Source organism: Streptomyces niveiscabiei (assembly GCF_033794345.1).
In the GTDB taxonomy this organism is placed as follows: domain Bacteria; phylum Actinomycetota; class Actinomycetes; order Streptomycetales; family Streptomycetaceae; genus Streptomyces; species Streptomyces niveiscabiei.
Genome location: NZ_JARAYJ010000059.1, coordinates 20,865 through 35,823, shown reverse-complemented (window position 1 = coordinate 35,823; position 14,959 = coordinate 20,865). Strand labels below are relative to the sequence as shown.

Annotated in this window: 10 protein-coding genes and 2 pseudogenes; 4 read left to right on the top strand and 8 right to left on the bottom strand. The window is 72.5% G+C overall.

Features of this window, described 5'->3' with window-relative positions; translation table 11 throughout:
• From PV682_RS41420 to PV682_RS41410, 3 genes and pseudogenes are all read left to right on the top strand, one after another.
• Positions 1-95 (top strand): annotated as a pseudogene (locus tag PV682_RS41420) (DUF397 domain-containing protein); the annotation flags it as partial.
• A 49-nt stretch (positions 96-144) separates the two neighbouring features.
• Positions 145-612 (top strand): annotated as a pseudogene (locus tag PV682_RS41415) (hypothetical protein); the annotation flags it as partial.
• Positions 613-691: 79 nt separating this feature from the next.
• Entirely contained in the window at positions 692-2,734 is a 2,043-nt protein-coding gene (locus PV682_RS41410) for a pectinesterase family protein (protein ID WP_319737737.1), read from the top strand.
• 81 nt (positions 2,735-2,815) lie between these two features.
• Here the strand turns inward: PV682_RS41410 and PV682_RS41405 are convergent, their stop codons facing one another.
• The 5 genes from PV682_RS41405 to PV682_RS41385 form a co-directional block, all read right to left on the bottom strand.
• Positions 2,816-3,505, bottom strand: a complete 690-nt coding sequence (locus tag PV682_RS41405; RefSeq protein ID WP_319737735.1) for an ABC transporter ATP-binding protein — start codon at positions 3,503-3,505, stop codon at positions 2,816-2,818.
• A 169-nt stretch (positions 3,506-3,674) separates the two neighbouring features.
• Positions 3,675-7,181: a hypothetical protein gene (locus PV682_RS41400; RefSeq protein ID WP_319737733.1), complete on the bottom strand. Its 3,507-nt coding sequence runs from the start codon at positions 7,179-7,181 to the stop codon at positions 3,675-3,677.
• Positions 7,106-8,272, bottom strand: a complete 1,167-nt coding sequence (locus PV682_RS41395) for a serine protease family protein (protein ID WP_319737731.1) — start codon at positions 8,270-8,272, stop codon at positions 7,106-7,108. The genes PV682_RS41400 and PV682_RS41395 overlap by 76 nt, the downstream gene beginning before the upstream one ends.
• Positions 8,273-8,278: 6 nt before the next feature.
• The gene (locus tag PV682_RS41390; protein ID WP_112475252.1) at positions 8,279-8,581 is read right to left on the bottom strand and encodes a trypco2 family protein; all 303 of its coding nucleotides are present in this window, start codon (positions 8,579-8,581) and stop codon (positions 8,279-8,281) included.
• 108 nt (positions 8,582-8,689) lie between these two features.
• The gene (locus tag PV682_RS41385; protein WP_319737728.1) at positions 8,690-10,492 is read right to left on the bottom strand and encodes a bifunctional metallophosphatase/5'-nucleotidase; all 1,803 of its coding nucleotides are present in this window, start codon (positions 10,490-10,492) and stop codon (positions 8,690-8,692) included.
• A gap of 229 nt (positions 10,493-10,721) precedes the next feature.
• Between PV682_RS41385 and mshD the strand changes: the two genes are divergently transcribed.
• On the top strand, positions 10,722-11,639 hold the full coding sequence (gene mshD, locus PV682_RS41380) for a mycothiol synthase (RefSeq protein WP_319737726.1): 918 nt from the start codon (positions 10,722-10,724) through the stop codon (positions 11,637-11,639).
• Here the strand turns inward: mshD and PV682_RS41375 are convergent.
• Genes PV682_RS41375 through PV682_RS41365 form a run of 3 tightly spaced genes read right to left on the bottom strand, consistent with a single transcriptional unit; the run spans position 11,599 to position 14,923 of the window.
• Positions 11,599-12,540 carry an ABC transporter gene (locus PV682_RS41375; RefSeq protein ID WP_319737724.1) on the bottom strand — a complete coding sequence of 314 codons (942 nt, stop codon included), beginning with the start codon at positions 12,538-12,540 and terminating at the stop codon, positions 11,599-11,601. The genes mshD and PV682_RS41375 overlap by 41 nt on opposite strands.
• The gene (locus PV682_RS41370; RefSeq protein ID WP_319737722.1) at positions 12,537-14,060 is read right to left on the bottom strand and encodes an ABC transporter permease; all 1,524 of its coding nucleotides are present in this window, start codon (positions 14,058-14,060) and stop codon (positions 12,537-12,539) included. Before PV682_RS41370 ends, PV682_RS41375 begins: the two co-directional genes overlap by 4 nt.
• Positions 14,057-14,923: an ABC transporter ATP-binding protein gene (locus PV682_RS41365; RefSeq protein ID WP_319737739.1), complete on the bottom strand. Its 867-nt coding sequence runs from the start codon at positions 14,921-14,923 to the stop codon at positions 14,057-14,059. Before PV682_RS41365 ends, PV682_RS41370 begins: the two co-directional genes overlap by 4 nt.
• Positions 14,924-14,959 lie beyond the last annotated feature (36 nt).

Sequence of the window (14,959 nt, the reverse complement as noted above, 5' to 3'; positions counted from 1 at the left end):
ACAGCAAGCGCCCCGACGCCCAGCCCCTGCGCTTCACCACCGCCGAACTCGACGCCGCCGGCATCGACCCGGCCCGCTTCGGCATCCGCGTCTGACCTGTACGGGGCCCGGACCTCCTCCGGACCCCGTCGACGGGACCAACTCATGCACCACCACGCCTACGTGTGGACCGGCCCCAAAGCCCGCTTCGACAACGAGGCCCTCCGACGGCCACCACACCCCCAGCCACCCCCACCCCCCACCGACCCCACCGGAGAACGCCTCCTCCACCGCTACCGCGAAGTCGCCGCAGAGTTCCCCACCTCCGACCTCCCACCCATCGAAACCGCCCACTGGCTCCTCAAACCCCCCTCCCTGATCCAAGGCACCTGGACCGACCCGGACCAGGCAACCGCATGGCTCACCAGCCAACTCCACGCACACGCACCCCGGTTCACCGCCGAACGGGACCGCACCCCGGCCCACCTCACCACCCTGACCGCCTCAACCCTCGTACGGCTCAAAGCCGGTAGCGACGTCGTCCTCGGTCTCTATCTCGAACACCCCGCCTACCTCCACCTCGCGCTGATCACCTGCACCCCCAACCGCAACCACCCCCAACTCCCCTGCCCAGCAAGGAAAGACCCGGCAACCTTTCCCCCCGGCGCGGCGACAGAGCAGCGACTCTCCCCCACACGGAAAGGTCCCCCACATGAGCCGCAAGGCACTTCGCAGGCACCGTCGGCGTAATACCTCGCTGGCGGTCGGTCTGCCGCTCGTTCTCGCTGCGAGCGGGGTTTTCGTCTATGGGTACGGTTCTTCCGAGGAGGTGTCGGCTGCCGCGCCGGGCTGGGCGAGCGTGTCTGCGGACGGGTTCGCGTCGGTCAACGCGCTGGGGCAGAACGGGACTTATGGCGGGCGGGACGGGAAGACCGTCACCGTCAGGACGCTCGCCGAGCTGGAGAAGTACGCGACCGCGAGTGAGCCGTATGTGATCGTCGTGGCCGGGGCGATCACCATGAACCCGGTCGGGAAGGAGATCAAGGTCGCTTCGGACAAGACGATCGTGGGGTCGGGGACGGCCGGTCACATCGTCGGTGGCGGGTTCTTCCTGGGGCAGGGCGTGCACAACGTCATCATCAGGAATCTGACCATCAGGGATGCGTACCAAGGGACTTGGAACGACAAGGAGCACGACTTCGACGCCATTCAGATGGACGGCGCGCATCATGTGTGGATCGACCACAACGACCTGCGGCACATGGCGGACGGCCTGATCGACAGCCGTAAGGACACGACGTACCTGACGGTCTCCTGGAACAAACTCAGCCAGGAGAACAAGGCGTTCGGGATCGGGTGGACGGAGAACACGACCGCCGACATCACGATCCACCACAACTGGATCCGCGAGACGGAGCAGCGCAACCCGTCGACGGACAACGTCGCGCACGCGCACCTGTACAACAACTACCTTGAGGACGCGGCGAGTACGTCGATCACCTCGTCGTACGGGAACTACGCGCGCGGCAACACGAACATGGTGCTGGAGAATTCGTACTTCCAGGGCCTGAAGAACCCGGTGATCAGGGACAGTTCGGCGACGCTCGTCCAGCGGGGGAACGTGTTCTCGGGGACCAGCGGGCGGAACGAGAGCGGTGGTTCGGGCGCGAAGTGGGACCCGAAGAGCTACTACCCGTACACGCTGGACGCGACCGCGAACGTACCCGTGCTCCTCAAGTCCGGTGTGGGGCCCAGGAGTTCGATCGGCACGACAGCGACAGCGGCGGCCACGGTCAAGGCCACCACTCTGACCGTCGCCCAGGACGGCTCCGGCCAATACCGCACCGTTCAGGCTGCCGTGAACGCCGTCCCCGTCAACAACCCGTCCCGCGTGGTGATTTCGGTCAAGCCGGGCACGTACCGCGAGGTCGTGAAGGTCCCCGCGAACAAGCCGCACGTCACGATCCAGGGCTCGGGCGCCAGCCGTAAGGACACGGTCATCGTGTACGGCAACGCGGCCGGGATGACGAAGCCCGACGGGTCGGGGACGTACGGGACGCCCGGCAGCGCCACCCTCTCCGTCTCCTCGGACGACTCGCAGGTCAGGAACCTGACCGTCACCAACGACTTCGACGAGGGCGCGCACCAGGACATCGCGAACCAGGCGGTCGCGTTGCTGACGCAGGCCGACCGGATCGTCCTCGACGGGGTGATCGTCAACGGGGACCAGGACACGCTGGAGCTGGAGACCGCCGCGAAGGACAAGCTCGGGCGGGTCTACATCGCCAACTCGTACATCACCGGGAACGTCGACTTCATCTTCGGCCGGGCGACCGCCGTCGTGGACAGATCGGTCATCACGCTGAAGAAGCGGTGGAACGGGACCTCCGCCGGGTACGTCACCGCGCCCAGCACCGCCGCCGGGCGCAAGGGCATCCTCATCAACAGGTCCGCCGTCAACGGCGATGTGTCCAACGGGAGTTACTACCTCGGGCGGAACTGGCACCCCGGCGGCGACACGACCGTCGACCCGCAGACCACGGTGCGCGAGACGACGCTCGGCGCGGGCATCAGGCCGACGCCGTGGACGGACATGGGCGGCTTCTCGTGGAAGGACGACCGGTTCGCCGAGTACCGGAACACGGGGGCCGGGTCGGGGCCGGCGTCCTCGGAACGGCCGCAGTTGAGCGATGCGCAGGCGGCGGGGCAGGAGGTCGCGGACTGGCTGGCGGGCTGGACGCCGTCGGCTTCCTGAACTGAACCGGGCGGACGGCTTCGCGACTTGGGTGACCGGCCTCGTGAACCGGACGGCCGGCTCCCTCAACCGGGCGCACGGTCACTGAAGTTGGTGCGACTCGGTCTCCAGGGGCTCGGCCGTCTCCTCCTCGACCAGCACCCCCCTCTCCAGCCGGTGCACAACGTCCGCGACCCCGCACACCGCCGGGTCGGCGGACGCGAGCACCACCGCCCGTCCCTCGTCGGCGAGTTCACGGAAGTACGCGAGCAACTCGGCGTCCCCCGTGGGCTCGTCGGCGAGGATCACGGCCGGGTCGTTGATGAGCGCGCGGACCAGGGCGACCCGGCGTTGTTCGCCGGGCGTCAGGGCGCCGGGGAGATGCGCGGCGCGCGGCGTCAGCCCCGTCCGGTCGAGGAGTTCACGCGCCCGGCGTTCGCCTTCGGCGCGTGAACCGGCGTACGGGACAAGGACGTTGCGGTACGCCGAGTGGCGGGGCAGCAGGTCGGGGGTGCGGAAGACGATGCCCAGGCGGCGTCGGCGGGTGGCGGCCCGGGCGGGTTCGGCGAGGTTCGTCATGTCGGCGCCGCCGAGGTACACCCGGCCCCGGTCGGGGGTTTCGAGGAGGGCCAGGATGTGCAGCAGGAGCGTCTTGCCCGACCCCGAGTCCCCTGCGAGCACGGCGACTTGGCCCGCCTCGAAGCCGAGCGAGACGTCGTCGAGGAGTTCGTACCTCGCTCCCCGCACGGTGTGCGACTTGCCCACTCCCTCGGTCCGCAACAGCGTGCTCAATGAGGCTCCTCGCCTACGCCCCCGGGTGACTCACCCGGAACCCGGAAACCGGAAACAGGCACCCTTCTTATCGGCGCGTCACCCTCGTACACCTCATCGGCGTCACCACGAAGAGTGAGCATTCAACCCGTGTGGGGGACGCGGCGCCAGGTGAGTGACGCGAGAGCGGTCAGTCGCGGGCTGCCAGTAATGCGAGTGCTTCGGCGGCCCGGGGCGCCGTGGGGGAATCGGTGGCGGCGACGGCGCGCAGAGCGGTCAGCACCTGAGGGCGGAAGGTCCAGCGCAGGCCGACGAGGACGGACAGATGGCGCTCCACGCCGTAGCGACCGGGGTTCTCGACCACCATGGCGCACAGCGTGTCCGCCGCCCATCGCGCCCACTGCCCGCCCCCGGACGCGATCGCGATCAGCGTGTCCTCTCCCCAGTCCCGTACCGGCGTCCGCCAGAACAGCGGCCCTCGGCCGATGCGCGTCGGGAGGCGGCGCGCGTGGGAGTCGTCCGACAGGACCAGGAGTTCGGCGATCTCGCGCCGCTTGATCGACCAGGACCGTTCGCCGACGAGCAGCCGCCGCAGCACGCGAGCGGCGACCGCGGCCGACCGCTCGTCGCCCAGGGCGATCAGGAGCTTCGCCAGGTCCAGCCGACGCCTCTTCCCGCCCGGTACGACGCCTCGGATCCGGGCTCTGACCGCTCGCGCGAGTTCGGCGGCCGGTACGTCCCGGCTGATGCGTGGCAGGAGGCCGGGCCAGAACAGGTGCATCCTGACCGCGTTGCGGCGCAGCATCCGCCGCGCCCGGCGCACCGGCAGCCCGGCCGGGAACGGCCCTCGTGACACGAGCGGCGCGAGCGAGAAGTACGCGCCGACGTCTCCGGTCGCCTCGACGACGTCGTACAGCGCACCGGCCGTACGGCGTGGCAGCCGTCCCTCCAGGAGGGCCGACGCCCTGATCGCGCGCAGCCGTTCGGCGGGGGACGCCTGGCGGCAGGCGGCGAGTTCCGCCAGGGGGGCGGCGTCCGTGGGCACCCACTCGCCGCCGAGGGCGAGCAGTCCTTGCAGCGCGCTACGGCGTACGGCCGGGTCGGGGTTCTGCGCCCGGGTGCGCAGGGTGGTGCCGACGCGGCGTGCCTGGCCGCCGCCGATCCGGACCAGCGTTTCGGCCACGTCACGGACGTACGAGCGGTCGAGCCGGGTCAGCGTGCGGCACAGTTCGTCGGCCAGGTCCCTTTTGTGGTCCGGGGCCGCGCCGCGCAGCGCGTCGGTCGCCGCTGTCCGGTGCTCCCAGGACCAGCCCTCTTCCGCGAGGCGCAGGAGGAGCGGCGAGTCGCCGGGCGGCTGGAGGACGCCCAGGGCGAGCAGGGCGCCGAGGACGGCTTGCCGCAGTCCCGGGTACCGGGACCCGTAGTCGTACAGGTCGTCGCCCGGGCCGCCGTACGCGAACCGCGCGCGCAGTTCACCGGCCGTCTCCTCGGGGAACGCCTCGTGCAGCTCGCCGAGCGCGGCCATGACGTCGGGACTGAAGCTCTCGTAGCCGCCCATCGATCCGGGGGCGCACAGGCTGTCCATCAGGACGGGTACGGCTGCCGCGCCATATGCGGCGAGCGTCTCCCGTACCTCGTACGGGGTGTCCTCGACGACCGGCTCACCGCGCCACCACGCCTCCGCCGACCGGATCGCCGAGTCCAGCGCCTCCTCGACGGACCCTCGCGCCGGTCCGCCCCCGGGCTCGCGGCCGTTCAGCTCCTGGGCCGCCCAGCTGCGGTACTCCCGGTCGGAAGCGTGCTCCCTCATCAGCGTGACGGCCTCGGCGGCATACGGCTCACCGGCGCGCAGCAGTCGGCTCGCGGCCCGGCCCCGCAGATAGGAGGCGGACAGGGGAGATCCGGTGCCTCGTACGACGTACCCGCGCAGCACCTGGACCGCCGCCTCCCGGTGGTGTCCCGCGCCGAGGGTGCTCAGGGTGTCGACCAAGGCCATGGCTGTGGTCCCAAGGGGATCGGACAGCGGGTCGAGCGCTGTCCAGACCAGCCATTCGACCGCCTCGCCCTCGTACGGCTCGCCCAGTTCCGCGAGGGTCCGCGCGGCGGTGATTCGGGTGAAGGCGTCCGGCCCGCTCTTGAGGCCGTGCAGCTCCGCCCTCAGCAGCTCGGCCCGCAGTTCCTCGTCCTCCAGACGCGCCGCCCCGCCGATCCGGTCCCAGGGCATGCCGCCGGGGCGGCGCAGCACCGCCGCCAGCGCCTCGGCCGTCTGCCGCGGCCACTCCTCCTCCAGGAACTGCGCGACGCCGTACACGTCCGAGAGGCCGACCCCGTGCGACCCCGCGATGCCCGGCAGCTCCCGGGCCACCGTCTCCCCGTCCGACCGCGCCAACCCCCGTGCCGCGAGCAGCCGTTCCGCCGGGGTCCCCGACCGCAGCAGCTCCCGCAGATGCTCCGTGACCAGCGAATGCCGCAGGCGCAGCAGCAGTTCGTCCGCGTCTCCGCCGCGCTCTCTCAGCGCCGCCAGGAACCGCCGGTGGTGCGCGTCGTCCGCCGGATACCGCTCGGCCATCAGCTCGGCGGCGAGCCGGTGCCCGTCGAACGAACCGCCCTGCAACCAGTCGAGGAGCGCCCCGCCCGGAGCGCGGCGGGCGTGGTGGAGCAGCGCCTTGCGGTGCAGGGCGGCCAGCGGGTGGCCGGTGATGCCGGAAGCCGCCAGCAGCGTCGTACGCCACAGCGGGTCGGCCGGGTCGAAGCGCGCCGGCAGCCGCCTCGCCAGGCGCTGCGCCGCGCAGTGTTCGGCGAACGTCGTGTGCAGGAACTCCAGCCCCTGCCGCCGGCGGACGAACAGGCCCGTCGTGAGGAGGGCCTCCGTGAGGACGGCGTTCCAGCCGTCCAGCGGCGGGTCCGCGAACCCCGCCCACCAGCGTGCCGCGACCCCCGGCAGATCCGTCTCGCCCTCGGCGACCTGCGCGTACGCCACCTCCCCGAGCAGTTCGTCGGCGCGTTCCCGCAGGTGGGTCACCGCCCATGTGCCGTCCGGGGTCGGGGCCGCGCGTTCCTCCAGGTCCGCCCAGAGCCGCCGCGCCTGGTCCCGCTTGACCGCGCGCAGGTGGAGGCGGAAGCGGTCGTACAGGTCCCAGGAGTTGTCGGGCAGCGGGGCCTCGGGCCGGTCCTCGTGGACGATGGCGGCGGCCGTCGCGAGCAAGGGGACACCGAGGAGTTCCCCGAGGCCGGCCTCGTCGACCTGCTCCAGGAACCCGGCGGCGCGCTCCCCGTGCCCGGAGTCCTCGAACCAGCCGTGCGCGAACTCCTCCAGGCGGCGCCGGTCGAAGGGGTCCAGGACGTACCGCCGGAAACCGGCCTCCGCGAGCTGCGGGGCGACGTCCGGGTCGGGGCGGGTGGTGAGGAGCAGGCACGGGCCGCCGGACGCGCCGCCCTGCCGGGCTCGGTCGGCGAGGCGGTGGATGAGGCGGCTGCGGTGGTCGTGGTGCACCTCGTCGAGCGCGTCGATCAGCACCAGCCAGCGGGCGCCGGGCGGCAGCGGGGGCAGTGCGTCCAGGCCGGCCGCCTCGGCGATCGCGCTCTCCAGCGAGTGGCCCGACGCGGCGAGGCGGGGCGCGGTCACCCACAGCGGTACGAGGGCGTCCCGGCCGGTGGGCGCGGTGAGCGCCGCGTCGGCGAGCTCCAGACCGCACATGTGCAGGAGCGTGGTCTTTCCGGCGCCGGGGGTGCTTCGATCAGGAGGTGGGCCGTCGTGGCGGGGATGAGGTCAGCGAGGATCTGGCGGAGGGGGCGGGGCGAAGAGGGGTGGAGGGCCGGGGTCCGGGGGCGGGGGGCACCGGGAGTGAGCGGGACACCGGGGTCCGGATGGCGGGACAGGCTCGGGGCGTCGACCGGGGCGGCCCCTGCGGGTGGCTCCGGGCCGTCCGGTCTTTCGGCGTCGTCCGACGGGCCGGGGCTCAGTACTTGCCGCACGTACACGTCCGTCAGCCGCCGCGCCCGCCGGTCCTCCCGGAACCGGTACGGCAGTTCCGCCGCCTCCTCACGCCGGCGGGCCAGCACCTGCCGTACGGCCTCCGGCAGCCAGTGCGCCTCGGCGGACGCCGGCCGCGCCACCGGCCTCGCGGGCAACGGCTCGGCCTCGACGCCGTGTTCGGCGAGAACCGCGAGGAACCCGGCGTCGGTGAGACCGGTCAGCGCGGTGCCGGTCAGCCCGCGCCGGTCGCCGTCCGGGCGGTGGCTGGTGACGACGCCGGCGAGCAGTCCCTCGTACACCGTCCGTACGCCCGCTCCCGAACAGCCCTCCCAGGGGGAGTGGCCCGGCCGGCCCGGCGGGGGATCGCTGCTGGTCAGGGCGAGCTGGATCTGGTGCCGCGAACGGTCCGAACCCAACTGCACGGTCCCGTCGAACTGATGGCCGCGCGGTACGCCGTCCTCCAGGGTGAACCGGGGGAACCCGACACCGTGCACGGCGACCTGCCCGACACCTGGGGGCAACTCCGCGAACCGCACCGGCCGCGGAGCGGAGGCGGCACCCTCCGGCTCCGGCTCAGCCCCGGTCCGGGCCTCCCCCAGCACCAGCAGCGCCACGTCCCGGTCCCCCGCGGGCACCACCCGTCGTACCGGCGCCCGTTTCCCCGCCGCGCGGACCTCGTACGGTCCCGCCCCCCGCACCGCGTGGGCGGCCGTGATCGCCAGTCCCGGTGCGAGCAGGAAACCGGACGCCACGAAGTACGGCCTCTCGCCCCGTTCGACGACCTGTACGGCGCGGCTCCCGTCCCCGTGCACCGCGCGTCACTCGTCCCCGAGCGCGACCCCGCCGTCGCCGGTCAGCACCCGTCCCCCGCCGGCCGTCTCCGCCGTGAGCCGCAGGGACACGGTGTGGGTGACGGTCGTCGCGCCGGAAGTCTTCGCGTCGGCGGACACCACCCAGAACCGCACGCCCCCGCCGGCCTCCCGGGCCCGCTGGACGCTCACCTCCAGGTTCAGGTCGACCTGTTCGACGTGCAGCCGCACGCTGTCGCCGTCCGCCTCCAGCGCGGCCTCGGCCAGTTCCCTGCGCAGCGCCCGCAGGGCGTCCGCGAGCCCGATCTCCATCCCCGGCTCCCCCCTTCGATGACCATCCGACCGATGGTCATCCGATCGTAAGAGCGGAACGGGCCGCCGGTAGCCCCGACGGCCCGTTCTCGTCTCACGCGTTCACGGTCACCGCACGATGGTGATCCGGTCCGCCGTCGGAGGTGTCAGCGGGGTGCCCGCCGACGAGTTCGCCGTCAGGTACTGCGCGAGGGCGGACAGGTCGTCCGAGCCGACGAGGTCGTTCGTGCCCTGGCCGAGGGTGGGGAAGCCGTCGCCGCCGCCCGCGAGGAAGCTGTTCGTGGCGACGCGGTAGGTCGCGGCGGGGTCGATGGCCGCGCCGTTCAGGCGGATCGTGTCCGTGAGCACGCGGTCCGCGCCCGACTTGGTCAGGTCGAGGGTGTAGCGGAGGTTCGCGGACGGCAGCAGGACCTTCGGTGAGGCCGTGTTCGAGCCGCTGACCTGCTCCTTCAGGATCTGGACGACCTGCGCGCCGGTGAAGTTCTGGAGGTTGACGGTGTTCGCGAAGGGCTGGACGGTGAAGCCTTCGGCGTACGTCACGACGCCGTCGCCCTCCGCGCCCTTGGCCGCGTACGTGAACCCGGCGCGCACGCCGCCGGGGTTCATCAGCGCGAGGTCGGTCTCCGGGTCGAGGCCCTTGCCGTACGCGAGTTGCGCGTCCGCGATCAGGTCGCCCGCCGGGGACTCCGTACCCGTGTTCGGGATGTCGGCCGAGATGTAGCCGATCGCGCGGTTGCCGATGGGCGCCGCGAGGGTGTTCCACTTGTCGATCAGCTGCGTCATGTCCGGCGCCTTGGGGACGTCCCGGGTGACGACGTGGTTCGCGGACTTCACGGCCGTACGGGCGATGTCACCCGTCCAGCGGTCGTACGTCAGCGTCGTGTCGGTGTAGAGGCGGCCGAACGACGCCGCCGACGTGACCATGCGGGGCTTGCCCGCCGGGTCGTTGATCGTGCACACGTACGCCGCGTGCGTGTGGCCGGTGACCAGCGCGTCGACCGCCGGGGTGACGTTCTTCGCGATATCGACGATCGGGCCGGAGATGCCGTCGCCCGCGCCGGGGGCGTCGCAGTCGTAGTTGTACGACTGCGAGGCCGGGAGCCCGCCCTCGTGGATCAGCGCGACGATCGACCGCACGCCCTGGCGCTGGAGTTCGCGCGCGTACTTGTTGATCGTCTCGACCTCGTCCTTGAACGTGAGGCCCTTGACGCCCTCCGCCGAGACGACGCCCGGCGTGTCCTCCAGGGTGACGCCGATGAAGCCGACCTTCACGCCGTTCTTCCGCCACACCCAGTACGGCTTGAGGATCGGCTTGTTCGTCTTCTCGTCGAGGACGTTCGCCGCGAGGTACGGGAAGTCCGCGCCCGTGAACTTCGTGTCCGTGTAGCAGCCGTCCTTCGGGTGGCAGCCGCCCTTCTGGAGGCGCGCGAGTTCCTTCGCGCCCTCGTCGAACTCGTGGTTGCCGACGCTCGTGACGTCCAGGTCCAGCTTGTTGAGCGCCTCGATCGTGGGCTCGTCGTGGAACAGGCCCGAGATCAGCGGCGACGCGCCGACCATGTCACCGCCGGCCGCCGTCACCGAGTACGCGTTGCCCTTGCGGGCGTTGCGCAGGTGCGTGGCGAGGTACTCGACGCCCCCCGCGTCGATCGTCTTCGTCGTGCCGTCCGGCTGGAGCTCGGTGACCCGGCCGGACGAGCCCGACGGCGGCTCCAGGTTGCCGTGCAGGTCGTTGAACGACAGCAGCTGCACGTCCTGGTACCGCTTGTACTGCGGCTTTCCGCCGTGCTTCGCGTCGTGCGCGTCCGCCGGCAGCGCGGCGGCCATGGCCCCGGCGGTGGCGATCGCGGCGGCTGCGGCGAGCAACCGGTACGTCCGTCTGCGGCCCGGCTGCGGCTGGGAACTGGCTGGCATGAGCCCCCCTGAAGATGGCTAGGAACAAGTGGCCCCGTCCGGCGCAGCCTAGATTCAACGCGCGTAGCACGACAGGGGGTTCATGGTTACATCCTGGTTTCCCTTTGCCCTGCCCTTTGCGTACGGCGGCGCGGCGCGGGCAGGTGGGGGCGGGTGCGGGGGCGTACGCGCGTGCCGTCGCGCGGCGTACGAGGGTGCCCGGCCGTGTGGTCGCCGTACCCTCGTACGCATGACCAGCGACGACTCCGTACGGCCCCGATCCCTTGAGACCCTGCCCGTCCTCGACCCCGAGCAGATCGACGCCGTTCTCGCCCTGCTCGCGGACGCCGCTCGCACCGACGGTCAGCAGGCGGTGTCCGAGCAGGGCCGGCTGAACCTGCGCGGGGGCGCCCGCGAGGGCATCTCCCACCTGCTCCTGTCCACCGGCGCCGAACTCGTCGGCTACGCCCAGCTGGAGGACACCGACCCCGTCGAGGCGCCGGCCGCCGAACTCGTCGTCCACCCCGCGCACCGGGGGCACGGGCACGGGCGCGTGCTCGGTACGGCGCTGCTGAGCGCGACCGGCAAGCGGCTGCGCGTGTGGGCGCACGGCGGGCATCCCGCCGCCCGGCATCTCGCGCAGGTCCTCGGGCTCACGCTGTTCCGCGAACTCCGGCAGATGCGCCGCCCCCTGACCGACCTGAGCCTCCCCGACCCGGTCCTCCCCGCCGGCGTCACCGTCCGCGCCTTCGTCCCCGGCAAGGACGACGCCGACTGGCTCGACCTCAACGCCGCCGCCTTCGCGCACCACCCCGAGCAGGGCTCCCTCACCCAGCGCGACCTCGACGCGCGGATCGCCGAGCCGTGGTTCGACCCCGCCGGGTTCTTCCTCGCGTTCCGGGGCGACGAGCTGGTCGGCTTCCACTGGACGAAAGTCCACGCCGCCGAGCGACTCGGCGAGGTCTACGTCCTCGGCGTACGCCCCGGCGTCCAAGGCGGCGGGCTCGGCAAGTCCCTCACCACGATCGGGCTGCGCCACCTCGCGGGGCAGGGGCTGCCGACGGCCATGCTGTACGTCGACGCGGACAACAAGGCGGCGGTCTCCGTGTACGAACGGCTCGGGTTCCTCACGCATGAGACGGACCTGATGTACCGCGCGGAGAGCTGAGGTTCCTCAGCGGCCGGGGGATCCCGCGTCCGAGGGGCTGCGGGGTCCACGCCGCGCACGCCAGCGCCGTCACCGCCAGCACCAGCGCCCACCTCCAGTGCGCGCCCGGCCAGTGCGGCTCGCCCGGCAGCGCGAACAGGCCCCACCGCGCGGGGATCAGCGCGGCTGCGGCCATCGCCGCGAGCGTCCCTATGGCCGCCGCGCCGCCCGGTGCCGCGACGTCCGTGAAGCGGATCCTCGTGGTCGCCAGCGCCAGGGCCGTCGTCGCCATCGCGGCGGCTTCCAGGGTGACGGGGAGCGGCGCGGGGCGCGAGCCCGCGGGGACGAGGAGCAGCGCCGCCGTCCACCACAACGCCGCCAGCGGGAGCGCGGGCGCGAGCCGCAGGGCCACCTTCAGGGGGCGGGGCGTCGGCGTCGTCTCCGTGATGTTGCGCGAGCGGTCGTCCAGCAGGAACGCCAGCGCCAGGGCGCCCAGGAGAGCGGTGACCCTCAGGAGGTTCAGGGCGGAGAGGGCGTCGGGGGGTGTGTCCGCGAGCCGGGTCGAGACGGCGAGCACCAGCCCGGCGCCGGCCGCGAGGGCGGGGGCGAGGCGGGGGGTGGAGCGCCAGGTGGGGAGCGCGAGGGCGGGGAGGGAACGCCAGGGCGAGGGAGGTGGGGTGGGGTGGCTGGGGGCCGGGTGGCCGGGGGCCGGGTGGCCGGAGGCCGGGTGGCCGGAGGCCGGGTGGCCGGAGGCCGGGTGGCCGGAGGCCGGGTGGCCGGAGGCCGGGTGGCCGGAGGCCGGGTGACCGGGAGCCGGGTGACCCGAGGCCGGGTGACCGGAGGCCGGAGGTATGGCGGGCCGGGGTGTCGAACTCGGGTTTTTCGAGGCCGGGTTCATCGTCTTCTCTTCGTTCTTCCTCACTCGCCGCACGTCTCCGCCCCCTTCGGCACCTCGACGCCCAGCAGGCGCGCCGCGTCCGCCGTGGTCGTCCTCGGAGAGGTCAGCTCGGTCCAGTGGGCCTTGACCGCTGCCGTGACCTCGGTGCGGGGGCGGGCCAGGAGGCTGTTGACGACGTCGGTCTGCTGGGCCGTCATGGAGACCGAGTCGGTGGTGGAGAGGACGATGGAGGAACCCACCGTGCTGTCCCCCACGCGGAGGTCGCGGAACGTGTCCTTGGGCGTGGGGTCGCCCCCCAGCGCCAGCCACAGGACGGTCACCCCGCGCGCGCCGCACAGGTTCTCCGCCGCCGACTCCGAACCGGCGACCAGCACGGACGCCACCCCGACCGCGAACTCGGGGACGCGGTTGCCGCCCCAGCGGGTACCGACCGTGGCCTGGCCTGCGCCGGTCTGGGGCGTCAGCGAGTAGTCGCTGCCCACCCCGTCGCTGACGTCGACGCGCTGGCGCACCGTCAGCGGCGTAGTGACCCCGGCGTTCTCGCGGACCCGGTCCACGACCTTCGCCCACTGTGCCCGCTGACCGTTCCACTCCGGGAACGAGCAGTACGTCGACCCCCTGTACTCCGCGCACGACTGCACCTTCTCCGGGTGCTCGGACGCCGTCCGCCGCGCCTGCGCCAGAGCCGTCTGGTCCCCCGGCCGCTGGCCGAACCCGGCGACCACGGTGACCGCGAGCGCCAGGACCGTCACCGCCTTGATCGCCACGGTACGGCCGCCCTTGAGGAGCATCGCCACGCAGGTGAGCAGCACGCACAGCGCCAGCAGGTACAGCGCGTGCCAGCCGGAGTGGCGCTCCAGGAGGTCCGAGGGGACCGGGAGGCCGTTCGCGTTCTCGTCGGTGACGACCGGGGAGAACCAGCTCGTCCAGCTGCCGTCCAGCGACACCGACTCCACGACCGCCAGGTAGACGACGGCCACGACCAGCACCGGCACGAACGTCAGCGGCCACAGCCCCGCCAGCAGTATCCCGACGAGCCCCGCGAACATCACCGTCAGCGGACCCACCGCCAGCTCGGCGACCGACCCCGACCCCACGGCGCCCGGCCGGATCGCCGCCACCCCGAAGTCGACGCCGACGACCAGCGCGGTGAACAGGGCGTACGGCACGACCGACAGGGTGTGGGCCAGCGCGCGGGCCCAGGGTTCCATCGGCAGCATCGAGAACTGCTCGTCCGTCTTGTTCCTGCGGGCGCGCAGCACCGCCGAGTTGACGGAGACCAGGATCGCGATGGAGAAGAACTGCGGGAGTGCCTGGGTGTCCCGGTCCACCATGTGGAGGATCGGGAAGTCGTCCATCCCCTCGTCCCGGACCAGCTTCACGACGGTGAAGGCGATCCACAGGAGCCCGAAGAGCACCACGGGGACCTGGAGGAGGAGTTCGCGGGCCTCGAAGCGGGCCAGCGCGAGGACCGAGGCGAGCCGGCGCGGGCCGAGGGCCTTCGGTTCGGCCGCCGTGGTGGGGGTCGCGGTCAGGGTGCTCATGCCGAGACCTCCACGCTCTCGCCGTCCAGGGTGAGCAAGTAGCCGTCCTCCAGGGTGGGTTCGAGGAGTTCGGCGCCCTTCGGGGGGTCGCCGATGTTGCGGAAGCTGCCGGTGCCGGTGCGCCAGCCGGCCCGCGCCGCCTGGTCCCGCTCGACGCTGCTCCAGACCCGGCCGGCCGCCCGCGCGGTCAGCTCAGCGGGGGTGCCCTCGAAGCGGACGCGGCCGTGGGTCATCACGATCACGCGGTGGCACAGCATCGCCACGTCCTCCGTCTGGTGCGTCGACAGCAGGACCGTCCGGCCCTCGCCCGCCTGCGCGATCAGCTCCCTGAACCGCATGCGCTGTTCGGGGTCGAGTCCGACGGTCGGTTCGTCCAGCACGAGCAGGCCCGGGTCGCCGACGAGCGCCGCCGCGAGCGCGACGCGCTGCCGCATCCCGCCGGACAGCCTCTTGAGGCGCGTCTTGCGCACGTCGCTCAGGTCGACGGCCTCCAGCACGCGCCGCACCTCTCTGATCCGCGCCCCTCGGTCGTTCAGCTCCTTGAGGATCGCGACGTAGTCGACGAACTCGAAGGCCGTGAAGTCCGGGTGGAAGCCGGGGTTCTGCGGCAGGTAGCCGAGCGCCCGGCGCAGTTCCAGGCGGCCGGCCGATGTGCGCGGGTCGTGGCCCAGTGCCCTGAACTCGCCGCCGTCCGGGGGCACAGCGGTCGCCAGCACCCTCAGCAGCGTCGTCTTGCCCGCGCCGTTGGGGCCGAGCAGCCCGGTGACCCCCCGGCCGAGGGTCAGGGAGACGCCGTCCAGGGCGCGGGTGCCGCCGTAGCGCAGGGAAAGGTCGGTCGCCGTCAGTGTCGTGATGCCGGTCATGGGGTCCTCTCGGGTGGTGTCGTGGTCGGTGGGGCG

Bases quoted from the DNA above. Each gene is read 5' to 3' on its own strand.
- PV682_RS41410 (WP_319737737.1), top strand. From the start codon at position 692: ATGAGCCGCAAGGCACTTCGCAGGCACCGTCGGCGTAATACCTCGCTG.
- PV682_RS41400 (WP_319737733.1), bottom strand. From the start codon at position 7,181: ATGTGCGGTCTGGAGCTCGCCGACGCGGCGCTCACCGCGCCCACCGGC.
- PV682_RS41390 (WP_112475252.1), bottom strand. From the start codon at position 8,581: ATGGAGATCGGGCTCGCGGACGCCCTGCGGGCGCTGCGCAGGGAACTG.
- PV682_RS41385 (WP_319737728.1), bottom strand. From the start codon at position 10,492: ATGCCAGCCAGTTCCCAGCCGCAGCCGGGCCGCAGACGGACGTACCGG.
- mshD (WP_319737726.1), top strand. From the start codon at position 10,722: ATGACCAGCGACGACTCCGTACGGCCCCGATCCCTTGAGACCCTGCCC.
- PV682_RS41370 (WP_319737722.1), bottom strand. From the start codon at position 14,060: ATGAGCACCCTGACCGCGACCCCCACCACGGCGGCCGAACCGAAGGCC.
- PV682_RS41365 (WP_319737739.1), bottom strand. From the start codon at position 14,923: ATGACCGGCATCACGACACTGACGGCGACCGACCTTTCCCTGCGCTAC.